General features: G+C 64.7%; 10 protein-coding genes. 6 read left to right on the top strand and 4 right to left on the bottom strand.

The window, feature by feature from the left end; translation table 11 throughout:
• Positions 1 to 44: 44 nt before the first annotated feature.
• Entirely contained in the window at positions 45 to 749 is a 705-nt protein-coding gene (locus AC3WOS_RS10370; RefSeq protein WP_492715852.1) for a Crp/Fnr family transcriptional regulator, read from the bottom strand.
• A 349-nt stretch (positions 750 to 1098) separates the two neighbouring features.
• Between AC3WOS_RS10370 and AC3WOS_RS10365 the strand changes: the two genes are divergently transcribed.
• Genes AC3WOS_RS10365 through AC3WOS_RS10355 form a run of 3 tightly spaced genes read left to right on the top strand, consistent with a single transcriptional unit; the run spans position 1099 to position 4716 of the window.
• Positions 1099 to 2895 carry a methyl-accepting chemotaxis protein gene (locus AC3WOS_RS10365; protein WP_492715851.1) on the top strand — a complete coding sequence of 599 codons (1797 nt, stop codon included), beginning with the start codon at positions 1099 to 1101 and terminating at the stop codon, positions 2893 to 2895.
• Positions 2896 to 3099 (top strand): hypothetical protein, encoded by a 204-nt coding sequence (locus AC3WOS_RS10360; protein ID WP_492715850.1) that lies wholly within the window; start codon positions 2896 to 2898, stop codon positions 3097 to 3099. It begins immediately after the preceding gene.
• 21 nt (positions 3100 to 3120) lie between these two features.
• Positions 3121 to 4716 carry a sensor histidine kinase gene (locus tag AC3WOS_RS10355; protein WP_492715849.1) on the top strand — a complete coding sequence of 532 codons (1596 nt, stop codon included), beginning with the start codon at positions 3121 to 3123 and terminating at the stop codon, positions 4714 to 4716.
• A gap of 205 nt (positions 4717 to 4921) precedes the next feature.
• Here the strand turns inward: AC3WOS_RS10355 and AC3WOS_RS10350 are convergent, their stop codons facing one another.
• Positions 4922 to 5215 (bottom strand): hypothetical protein, encoded by a 294-nt coding sequence (locus AC3WOS_RS10350; RefSeq protein WP_492715848.1) that lies wholly within the window; start codon positions 5213 to 5215, stop codon positions 4922 to 4924.
• A gap of 158 nt (positions 5216 to 5373) precedes the next feature.
• Positions 5374 to 6279, bottom strand: coding sequence for a LysR family transcriptional regulator (locus AC3WOS_RS10345; RefSeq protein ID WP_492715847.1), 906 nt, complete (start codon positions 6277 to 6279; stop codon positions 5374 to 5376).
• Between the two features lie 96 nt (positions 6280 to 6375).
• On the opposite strand from AC3WOS_RS10345, the gene AC3WOS_RS10340 reads away from it, so the two are divergent.
• Positions 6376 to 7236, top strand: coding sequence for an aldo/keto reductase family oxidoreductase (locus tag AC3WOS_RS10340; RefSeq protein ID WP_492715846.1), 861 nt, complete (start codon positions 6376 to 6378; stop codon positions 7234 to 7236).
• Between the two features lie 330 nt (positions 7237 to 7566).
• Here AC3WOS_RS10340 and AC3WOS_RS10335 read toward each other — a convergent pair whose 3' ends face one another.
• A complete protein-coding gene (locus AC3WOS_RS10335) occupies positions 7567 to 7896 on the bottom strand; it encodes a helix-turn-helix domain-containing protein (protein ID WP_492715845.1) in 330 nt (109 codons plus the stop codon).
• Positions 7897 to 8121: 225 nt separating this feature from the next.
• Between AC3WOS_RS10335 and mutS the strand changes: the two genes are divergently transcribed.
• Both mutS and AC3WOS_RS10325 read left to right on the top strand, forming a co-directional pair.
• Complete coding sequence (gene mutS / locus AC3WOS_RS10330) at positions 8122 to 10812, top strand: DNA mismatch repair protein MutS (protein ID WP_492715844.1); 2691 nt, start codon at positions 8122 to 8124, stop codon at positions 10810 to 10812.
• Between the two features lie 41 nt (positions 10813 to 10853).
• A complete protein-coding gene (locus tag AC3WOS_RS10325; RefSeq protein WP_492715843.1) occupies positions 10854 to 11846 on the top strand; it encodes a hypothetical protein in 993 nt (330 codons plus the stop codon).
• Positions 11847 to 11897: the final 51 nt, after the last annotated feature.

Raw genomic sequence — 11897 nt, 5'->3', positions numbered from 1 at the left:
GCGATGGCGCGGCAGGAAGACGCCACGTGCCGGCCGGGCCACGCTTAACCGGCCGTACGCAACCACGCCCCGTCGAGCACGTCAATGTGGCCGCGGCCGAGGGCAATGAGGCCCTCGGCCGCGAGCTTTTTCAGTTCACGGTTGAGCGTCTGACGCGTCAGGCCGAGCATCATCGCCAGCGTTTCCTGCGATATGGCGATCCGCAGGCGCGGCAAGGGCAGCTGGGCCGCGTCTTCCCGCGCCAGCAGACGCAATCGGCTGGCGATACGTTGGCGCGGGGCGAGGAATATCAGATCTTCCATCCATCGGTAGTGTAACCTCAGCCGCGTGGCCGTCAGCCGCGCGATGGCGCGGGCAAAGCTATTGCTGTCCATCAGCGCATTGAACGGGGCCGCCTGCACCACATGGACCGTGGACTCGGCCATGGCCGTGACGTCCAGCCGCCGTGGCGTGCCGTCGAGCAACGACGGCTCGCCGAACCATTGGCCCGGCTCGACCTTGCTGAGGATAAATTCGCGTCCGTTGGCATCGACCACCGACGCTTTCAGGTGGCCCCGTTCGACGCCAAAAAAACTCCCGCAGGGACCGTCCGGCGCGTCGCCTTTACGCAGCAGTACGCCGCCACGGCGCAGCAGGACCGGTGTTGCCGCGGCCATCAGCGCGCGCCGGTCCGATTCGGACAGGGCGGCAAACCAGGGATTGGACAGGAAAGGCGACATATTCATCAAGCGAAGTTGAGCGGCATCCATCTCGAGTACGCCGCCGATCAGACGGCGAAAGCGCGGCGCAGGCGCCGTTCGAGGGAGGGGCGAGGCCAAGCTTTCCACTATAACAGTCGGCCGGCGTTCCCGTCTGTCGCCGCGCGGACAATCCCGCCGGCGCCAACGTAACTGAAGCGACAGACAGCGTACCGGACGCTTGCTAAGATCTTTTTCCGACCGGCAATTAATGCCGGCCGGCCCGGATGGCTCGCTGGTCGCCGGCATGCGCCGCCTTGCCCCGAACACCGTCTGCCACGCGGGATGTATGCCCCGATCCTATGGCTGGCCGTGGTCCGGGGCGTCTTCTATATCAACACTCGTCAGATAGGTAGTCCCCATGGTCAAAAGTTTGTCGCTCAAGGCGCTGTTCAAATGGTTCCTGGCTCTTATCGCCGTCCTGTCCGGCCTGATCTTGCTGGCGGCGTATCAGATTGCCGCAACCGACGACAGGATCAACCAGGCTAACGAATCGCGTTACCAGTCTTTCCTGCTGGCGCAGGAATTGCGGCTCAGTTCGGACGCCCTGACGCGTCTGGCCCGCACCTACGTGGTCACCACCGATCCATCCTATGAAAAACAGTATTTTGACATCCTCGATATCCGCAACGGCAACCAGCCCCGCCCCCAGCACTATGAGCGCATCTACTGGGACTTCGTGGCGGCCGGCATCCCCAAGCCGACGCCGGACGGCGCCACCGTCGCGTTGCAGGACTTGATGAAAAGAGCTGGCTTTACGGACCAGGAGTTTGCCAAGTTGAACGAGGCGCAGGCGTCCTCGGACGACCTGGTGAAAGCGGAAACGATAGCAATGAATGCCGTGAAGGGGCTGTACGATGATGGCAGAGGCCACTTCACCCGCCATGATGCGCCCGACCTCGAGCTGGCGCGCACGCTCACGCATGACAAGCGCTACCACATGGCCAAGGCCAGGATCATGAAGCCGCTCAACGAATTCCTCACGCTGCTCGACGAGCGCACGGCCGCCACAGTGGCGCGCGCCGAGCAGGCCGGGCGCCGCGCGTACTGGCTGATGGTGTTGACCGTGGTAGTCACCTTCGTCGTCACCGCCTCGGCACTGTGGTTCATCTACCGCCTGCTGAAACGGGAACTGGACCGTGGTGTGGCGGTGGCCGAAAAGCTCGCCGTTGGCGACTTGAGCGTCGAACAGCGGGTGGACCGCGACGACGAGCTCGGCCGGCTGATGCGCGCGATGAACGGCATCAGCGACGGCCTGTCCCGCGTGATAGGCACCGTGCGCCGCAGCGTCGATACGATCACGACAGCGTCGGCCGAGATCGCGGCCGGCAACCTGGACTTGTCGGCGCGCACCGAATCACAGGCGAGCGCACTGGAACAAACCGCCGCGTCGATGGAGGAGCTGACCGGCACCGTCAGGCAGAACGCGGACAACGCGCGCCGGGCCAATCAATTGGCGGTCTCGGCCTCTGACTACGCGCGCAAGGGCGGCGCGGTGGTCGGCCAGGTGGTACTGACGATGGGTTCGATCAAGGACAGCTCGAACCGCATCGTCGACATCATCGGCGTGATCGACGGCATCGCGTTCCAGACCAACATTTTGGCGCTGAACGCCGCGGTGGAGGCGGCCCGCGCGGGCGAACAGGGCCGTGGTTTCGCCGTGGTGGCGTCCGAGGTGCGCAGCCTGGCGCAGCGCGCGGCATCGGCCGCCAAGGAAATCAAGGACTTGATTAACGATTCCGTACTCAAAGTCGACACCGGCAGCAAATTAGTGGACGAGACTGGCGCCACGATGGAACAGATGGTCGATTCCGTCCAGCACGTGGCCGACATCATGAAGGAAATCGCCGCCGCCACCAATGAGCAAAGCCAGGGTATAGAACAGGTCAATCAAGCCATCGTCGAAATGGATGGCGCGACCCAGCAGAACGCCGCGCTGGTGGAACAAGCCGCCGCCGCCGCGCAAAGCATGCGCGAGCAGGCGACGCAACTGGCCGATGCGGTCGGCATCTTCAAGCTGCGGGGCGATGCGGCGCGCGTGGCGCCGAGCGTCGCCGCGCCCGCATTACCCCCGCCGCGCGCGCGGGCGGTGGCCGGCGGCCCGGCGTCGCTCAAGGCGAGCGCCGCCACCTCACGCGACGAGTGGGAAGAATACTAATTGGCCAACTCTGTCGCCCCGTGCACCGGACTGGCGGGCGTGCTGCGGCATCGCTATTTCACGCTTGCGCTGCAGTTGCTGATCGTCGTCGCCAGCATGGGCTGCGTGGCCGCATTCATCAGCATGCGGGCAGCCGGCGACGCGCGCACCACCATCGCGGACCGACGCATGCAGTCGTACCGGCTGGCGGTGGAGTTGCGCTAAAGTTCGGATGACCTGACTCGCATGGTGCGCCTGTACGCCGTCACCGGCGATACGCGCTACCGGCGCTTCTATGACATCGTGCTGGCGATACGCCAGGGGATATTGCCACGCCCGTGCGACTATGACCGGATCTACTGGGATCTCGTCGATGCCGACAACCCGGGACCGGTGCCCGCGGCCTTGGACACGGGCGCTTATTTTCGGCGCTTGCGCAAGCGTCGACCAGACGGTCCGGCAGTAGCGCTGGAAACATTGATGCGCCAAGCCGGCTTCAGCGCGGCCGAATTCGACAAACTGCGGCAGGCGCAAACGCAATCGGACCGATTGGCGAAATTTGAACTGAGCATGATGGCGGCGTTGCCGGCCGCCGCCGTAGGCCGGGGCGCATTAAGCTTGCACGATCCGCGTTACCAGGACGCCAAGCGTGCCATCATGCAGCCCTTGGACGATTTCTTTGTGTTGGTTGAGCGACGCACCGCCGCCGAGGTCGCCAGCGCCGAGGCCAGGCTGCGTCTGGCGGCGGCCGTTTTCGCCTGCCACGTGCTGGGCCTGGTTCTGATCGCGGCGACCCTGATCTGGCGCGAGCGGCGCCGTACCCTGTCGCAATTGGGCACCACGCCTTACCATCTGGAGCAACTGCTGGCCGGCATTGCCGAAGGCCGTACCGAGGCTTTGGCGACGGCTGGCAAGGGCGACGCTGGCAGCGTACTGAACCATGTACATCTGACCGCGCAGCGCTTGCGGGAACTGATGGCCGACAGGGAAAGCCTGGAGCAGCAAGTTCAGGTGCGCAGCACGGAGCTGCGCCGCGTGATGGAGCAACTGGTGCGCACCGAGACGATGGCAGCGCAAGGGGCGCTGATCGCCGGCATCGCGCATGAACTGAATACGCCGCTGGGCAACGCCGGCATGGCCGCCAGCACGCTGTCGGACCGGTTGGCGCAATTTCGCGGCGCCTTTGACAACCAGAGCCTGCGCAAATCGGTCGTTGCCGATTATGTTGCGGCGGCAACCACCGCCTGCGTTCTGCTTGAGCGCAACGTTGGTCGCGCAGCCGATTTGATTTGCTCGTTCAAGGAAGCGTCGATCGACCCGGCCAGCATGTGCCGCCATCACTTTGACTTGAAAACACTGGTGCAGCAGGTCTTGCAAGCCCGTATCCCCCTGTACCGGAACAAGGCCGTGGCACTGCGCTGCGAGATTCCGGACGGGATCGACTTGGACAGCTTTCCAGGACCGCTGGAGCGAGTGCTTGCCGATCTGATCGACAACGCCGTGCGACATGCATTGCCGCCGGACGGCATGCTGACCGTCGAAATCAGCGCGGCCGCCCGTGCTGACGGCTTGATCAATTTAAAGGTCAGCGATGACGGCGCCGGGATGGCGCCGGACGTGGCCGATCGCGCCTTCCAGCCGTTTTTCACGGCAAGGCCGGGACAGGGCGGTCCGGGCCTGGGACTGTTCATGGTACGCCAACTGGTGTACTCGGTGTTGGGCGGCATGGTGGAATTGCGATCGCATCCGCGCCAAGGCAGCAGCTTCGAGCTGCACCTGCCGCGCACGGCGCCGTTGGCACAAGCTTTCCGCATGCCCACTCCGCCATCGTTCACGCAATAACCAAGCCAGTTCTATTGCAATCCCGTGTCAGGCGAAAGCAACGATGCGCAAGAGGGACATCGTTCATCGCACAATTCCGTCAACATGCCACGTGCGAACGCCGCATTATCCCCACGCATTGTTGCCCAGCGCTCAAAGGCCTTCGTCTAAAGAATATGCGTGTGGCCCGTGCCCCTCATCACGGTAGCGCCAGGTGCGACGACAATCACGCTCTGGCGAACCTGCCACGCCATCCGCACCGCCCGCGCCGCCCCCCCCCAAAAAAATTGTCGCGCTCGAAACGCGGCCCGTCAGAGGATGCGCCAAGCAGCATGAACTTGGGGAACTTCGTGCCTTTGACATGGCAATGTTCAAGGACGAAGGCGGAGCTCACATCCAATGGGAACCGTTCGAACCCGATCTGCAGCGCGCCGGCTTGGTCCCATCCTGCGGTGAACTTCACGTCGACATCCCGGCCATCCGCGCCAAGGGTCCCATGGAACAACTTGGGCTCCATCATCCACTCGCTCCTGTCTCCCCCAAATGCGCAGCGCGCAACCGCTCGTCAGTCACAATATGTTCTTTCTTTGATGTCTCGCTTTAACTTCCCCCTATCCCTGGCCTCGGTGCGGACCTGCCCTCGCTCGTATTCCGGCGAACGCGGCCTTCGGGTGGATTTTATGTGGGGGCGCCATGCTTGATGAAGTCGATGAAAGCGCGCAGTGGTGGCGGGACGAGGCGGTGTCCGGGATAGTAAAGGAAAGGGCCTGAGAAGGATAGCCACCATGGTTCCAGCACTGCTTCGAGGACGCCACTCTCCAGATGCTGGCGCAGCCAGTCTTCGAATAGATAGACAATGCCGCTTCCTGCCTTGGCCGCGTCCACGAGCAAATCGGCGGCACCGGCACGTTCGACCAACAACGGACCATCGACATTCACCTTCATTGTTTCTTCGTTGCGCTTGAATTCCCATGGTTGCACGGCGCGGCCGCCAAAACGCATGCGCAGGCAATCGTGCTGGAGCAGTTCGCTGGGATGTTCGGGACGCCCGCGTTTATCGAGGTAGGAAGGCGCAGCAGCGGCAGCGAAACGCTGCACTCGAGGTCCAATAGGCACCGCTATCATGTCCTGTTCGAGGCGCTCGTCATAACGAATACCGGCATCGCAGCCTGCGGCCAGCACATCGACGAAGCTTTCTTCCGCGATAATTTCCAGCTGTATTTCGGGATAGGCGGCCAGGAAAGCCGGTACGATGGCCGGCAGCACCAGCCGTGCCGCGCTGACAGGTACGTTCAACTTCAACGTGCCGGCGGGACGGGTACGGAAATCATTCACTTCGCCCAGCGCGGCTTCGACCTCGGTCAGTGCAGGGCCGAGGCGCGCCAGAAGGCGCTTGCCCGCTTCAGTGGGAACCACGCTTCGTGTCGTGCGGTTCAGCAGTCGCACGCCTAGCTGCGCCTCCAGCCGGCGTACCGCCTCGCTCAAACCGGAGGCGCTGAGGCCTGTCGAGCGGGCGCCGTCGCGGAAACCGTTGGCGCGTGCCACGGCAATGAAAGCGTTCAGGTCGGAAAGGTCAACTTTCATTGTGCGGATTTTCGTACAGGTTGTACCAATTATAGCGGCTTATCGAACGACACTTCCTTATCTACACTAGCCTCCCCATCCCCAAGGAGGTCCACTATGTCTAAGCAACCTACTACTTATCGCCTCGGCGACTTGGCAATCAATCGCGTTGGTTACGGCGCCATGCGCCTTGCGGGGCCGCGCGTCTTCGGCCCCCCTGCCGATAAGGCAGCGGCGCTCGCCGTTCTGCGAACCGCGGTCGAATCCGGCGTAAACCATATCGACACCAGTGATTTCTATGGCCCGCATGTCACCAACCAATTGATCCGCGAGGCATTGCACCCCTACCGCGATGGCCTGGTCATCGCCACCAAGGTCGGCGCCCGGCGTGGGGCCGACGCGTCCTGGCTGCCGGCCTCGTCGCCGGCCGAACTGGAGCAGGCGGTGCACGACAATTTGCGCAACCTGGGCATCGAGCGGCTGGATGTGGTCAATCTCAGGATGATGATTGATCCTATGCGGCCGGCCGAGGGTTCAATCGAAGAATCGCTCATCGCGCTGGCCGAGTTGCGGAACAAGGGCCTGATTCGCCATATCGGGCTGAGTAACGCGACCCATGCCCAAGTGGCGGAAGGACGGCGCCTATGCGACATCGCATGTGTGCAAAACCACTACAACCTGGCTCATCGGACTGACGACGCTTTGATTGATGAACTGGCCCGCGATGGCATCGCGTATGTCCCGTTCTTCCCATTAGGAGGGTTCTCTCCCCTACAGTCTGCTACGTTGTCAAACGTGGCCGCCCGCCTGCACACCTCACCAAATCAGGTGGCACTGGCCTGGCTCCTTCATCGGGCCCCGAATATCCTTCTCATTCCGGGGACGACATCAATCGCCCACCTCAAGGAAAACCTTGCGGCGCGAACGCTCTACCTGCCAGACGATGTCTGCGCAGAACTGGATGGCATGGTGCGCTAGCGCCAAAATCAGGCGGCAAGGAAGTCTTTCCAGGATGTACTTTCTTGCTTTTTGATTAGTTGATCAAGATGGTCCGCTCTGAATGGGATAGCAGATCGGACGATTGCGTACATTAAATGAACCAGCTTTCGTACTACGGCGCCCCACGCACGGCGGTTCCTGAAATGCGGTGGCACGGACGCGCCATAACCGGTCTTTTGACAAGTTTGAGCACGGGAGAACTTATGAGCACCTGCTGGGCCATTGGTAGAGGTGACTGCAATGGAAAATCCTTGCTGACGGCGATAATGCCACGTCAATTACTCCCCCTTACAAATGCCTGCAACCGATCTAAATTAACGCTTCTATGCCCTTTGTTTCCAGCAAATGGAGTAATTTCGCGGCAGCCCCGCCGGGTCGTTTACCGGAGCTCTCGGACTCCCATTTCTGTACCGTCGAGACGCTGACGTTCAGCAGCGATGCAAAAACGGACTGGCTCATTTTCGCCTTACCAGTTCGGATCGCGACGACATGGCTGGCCGTATATTGTGGCGGCGTCTCGCACAATCCTTTAAGCGATCTCAAATCGGTCTTGGATAACAATCCGTACTGGCTCAACTCTGTCGCAGTCTCCAACAATTCAAGCAAGACACGCCGATTCTCCACCACGTTATCTTTCATTGGCCGTCTCCTCCACACGTATTGCCCATGCCTGCCCCACTATAGCACCAGGTGCCACAATAATCAGTCTCTGGCGAACCAAGCACGCCATCCGCACCGCCCGCGCCGCCCACCACCACCGTTGTACGTAATATCCCCCCCGAAAGCGGTAAAATGACGGGTTCAGCGCGCGGGCCGTTTGTGCCCGCGCAAAACCAGACTCATCGCACCGCCGAAAAAGAACCAATGACCACCGTCCCGAACGAAATCAACGCCGCCGCCGTCAAGAACAGCCCCACCGAAAAAGTGACCCCGATGATGCAGCAGTACCTGCGCATCAAGGCCGAGCATCCGACGATGCTGGTGTTCTACCGCATGGGCGACTTCTACGAGCTGTTCCACGAGGATGCGGAAAAGGCGGCGCGCCTGCTCGGCATCACGCTGACGGCGCGCGGCAGTTCGGGCGGCCAGCCGATCAAGATGTGCGGCGTGCCGTTCCATTCGCTGGAAGGCTATCTGGCCAAGCTGGTCAAGATCGGCGAGTCGTGCGCCATCTGCGAGCAGATCGGCGACCCGGCCACCAGCAAGGGCCCGGTCGAACGCAAGGTGATGCGGGTGGTCACGCCCGGCACCCTGACGGACGCCGACCTGCTGCCGGAAAAGGCCGAGCGCCCGCTGCTGGCCATGTGCCTGATCAGCCAGCGCAAGGTGGTCACGGCCGGCCTGGCGTGGCTGTCGCTGGCCAGCGGCGCGCTCAAGCTGATGGAGTTCTCGGGCGACAGCCGCACCGTCAGCACCCGCATGCTGCAGGAGCTGGAGCGCATCGCGCCGGCCGAGATCCTGCGCGGCGATAACGCGGACCTGTTCGAGGAAGCGACCACCTGCCACGTCAACCGCGTGCCGGACTGGCACTTCGACGTGGTCAGCGGCCACAAGGCACTGCTCGACCAGCTGGGCGTGGCCACGCTGACGGGCTTTGGCGCCGACGGCCTGGGCGCGGCCTTCGGCGCGGCCGGCGCGCTGCTGCGTTATGCGCAATCGACCCAGGGCCGCGGCCTGCAGCACGTGCGCAGCCTGACGACGGAAACGGAAAACGAATTCATCGGCCTGGACGCGGCCACCCGCCGCAACCTGGAACTGACCGAGACCATCCGCGGCCAGGAGTCGCCCACCCTGTTCTCGCTGCTGGACCACTGCCGCACGGCCATGGGTTCGCGCCTGCTGCGCTACTGGCTGCACCACGCGCAGCGCGCGCAGCACATCGCGCGCGCGCGGCACGCGGCGATCGGCGCGCTGGCCGCCAGCGACGTGACGGGCACGCTGTCGGCCACGCTGGCCCAGGTGCCCGACATCGAACGCATCACCACCCGCATCGCCCTGCTGTCGGCCCGGCCGCGCGACCTGGCCAGCCTGCGCGACGGTTTGCAGCAGCTGCCGGCCCTGCGCCACAGCATGGAGCGCAGCCTGGCCGGCGGCACCGACGGCCTGCTGGCGCAAACCCATGCGTCCCTCTCCACGCCGGAAGACTGCCTGGACCTGCTGGTGCGCGCCGTGGCGCCGGAACCGGCGGCCATGGTGCGCGACGGCGGCGTGTTCGCGCGCGGCTACGACGCTGAACTCGACGAGCTGCGCGCCCTGTCGGAAAACGCCGGCCAGTTCCTGGTCGACCTGGAGACGCGCGAACGGGCCCGTACCGGCATCGCCAACCTGCGCGTGGAGTACAACAAGGTGCACGGCTTCTACATCGAAGTCACGCACGGCCAGACCACCAAGGTGCCGGACGACTACCGCCGCCGCCAGACGCTCAAGAACGCCGAGCGCTACATCACGCCGGAACTGAAGGCCTTCGAAGACAAGGCACTGTCGGCGCAGGACCGCGCGCTGGCGCGCGAGAAGCTCTTGTACGACCAGCTGCTGGCCGACCTGGCGCCGCACATCGGCACGCTGCAGACCATCTCGCAGGCGCTGGCGCGGCTCGATGCGCTGACCGCCCTGACCCAGCACGCGCTACGCCACAACTGGTGCGCGCCGCAGCTGGTGGCCGAACCGTGCATCAACATCGCCGAGGGCCGCCACCCGGTGGTGGAAAACCAGATCGAGCGCTTCATCGCCAACGACTGCCGCTTCGTCAACGAACGCCGGCTGCTGCTGATCACCGGCCCCAACATGGGCGGTAAGTCGACCTTCATGCGCCAGGTGGCGCTGATCACGCTGCTGGCCTACGTGGGCAGCTACGTGCCGGCCGCCAGCGCCGTAATCGGCCCCATCGACCGCATCTTCACCCGCATCGGCGCCACCGACGACCTGGCCGGCGGCCGTTCCACCTTCATGGTGGAGATGACGGAGGCGGCCGCCATCCTGAACGGCGCCACCGAGCATTCGCTGGTGCTGATGGATGAAGTGGGCCGCGGCACGTCCACCTTCGACGGCCTGGCGCTGGCCTGGGCCATTGCCCGCCACCTGATCGACAGCAGCCGCAGCTTCTCGCTGTTCGCCACCCACTACTTCGAGCTGACCCAGCTGCCCGAGAGCCATCCGACGGCGGCCAACGTCCACCTGTCGGCCGTCGAACACAAGGACAGCATCGTGTTCCTGCACGCGGTGCAGGACGGCCCGGCCTCGCAAAGCTACGGCTTGCAGGTGGCGCAGCTGGCCGGCGTGCCGCAGCCCGTGATCCGGGCCGCCCGCAAGCACCTGGCGCGGCTGGAGGCGCAGGCGCTGGACGCCACGCCGCAGCTGGACCTGTTCGCCATGCCGACGGCGGACGCGGACGACGAAGCGGTGGCGCCCGCCGCTACGACCAGTGCGGCCGACAATCCGGCCGTGCAGGCCCTGCTGGGCGCGCTCGATGCGCTCGACCCGGACGCGCTGTCGCCGCGCGAAGCGCTGGAACGGCTGTACGAAATCAAACGCCTGGCGCAACCGGCCCTGGCATGATGCGCCGCGCCGGCCGACCGCTCCGCCAGTTAGCCGCCGCGTTGGCGGCGCTGGTCCTGCTGCTGTCGCCGGCCGCCATGGCTGCCGGCCCGGCCCGCACGCGCGGCAGCCATGGCGCGGCCAAGACGGCATCCAGCCCGGCCCTCGCATCCGCCGCCGCGCGCGGCGCGCCGTTCCAGTTCAACGTGATCGGCCACACCCTGGGCAGCGGCGGCGACGAGGCGGCGCAGCGGCGCGCCATTGCCGATGCGGGCGCCGCCGGGCCGGCGTTCATCGTGGCCACCGGCGTCAAGGCCGGCGCCGAGCCGTGCAGCGACAAGCTGTACGCCCAGCGCCGCCAGCTGCTCGACGAAGCGGAAGTGCCGCTGATCGTCTCGCTGGCCGGCAGCGACTGGGCCGATTGTCTCAACTCGGCCGGCCGCTCCAACGCCATCGAACGCCTGAACCGGCTGCGCGAGCTGTTCTTCGCCGACAGCCAGTCGCTGGGCACGCGCCGCCTGCTCCTCACGCGCCAGTCGGCCACGGCCAAGTTCCGCAGCTACGCGGAGAACGCGCACTGGGAGTACGGCAACGTGCTGTTCGCCACCATCAACCTGCCGGCCAAGAACAACCACTTCCGCCCCGAGGCGGGCCGCAACAGCGAATACGAAGACCGGCTGGTGGCCAACCGGGCCTGGCTGCACCGGCTGTTCACGCTGGCCGAGCATCGCAAGCTCGATGGGCTGGTGCTGTTCTCGGACGGCGACATCGGCCTGCAGGCGGAAACAGGCTTTTCGCTGCTGTCGGGCTTTCTGCCCAGGCAGGATGGCTTTGCCGAACCGCGGCGCCAGATCCGCACCATGGCGGAACAATACAAGGGAACGGTGCTGCTGGTGGACGCCCAGGGCGGGGCCGGCAGCGAACCGGCCATCAACTGGCACGGCAGGGTGGGACATTTGAGCCTGGCCGCGGAATGGGCCGAGGTACGGGTCACGCCGGGCGCCGCCGCCCTGTTCATGGTCAGGGGCGGCAACGCCGACGTGGCGCCGCAATAGACACGCGCCGTCCACGGCCGCGCGCTGCGGCCGTGGACGGCGCGGCGTCAG

The sequence above is a fragment of the Rugamonas sp. FW305-51 genome (genome assembly GCF_058786935.1).
Note: the sequence above shows the minus strand (reverse complement) of the source record. Positions and strands in the feature narration are given on the sequence as shown.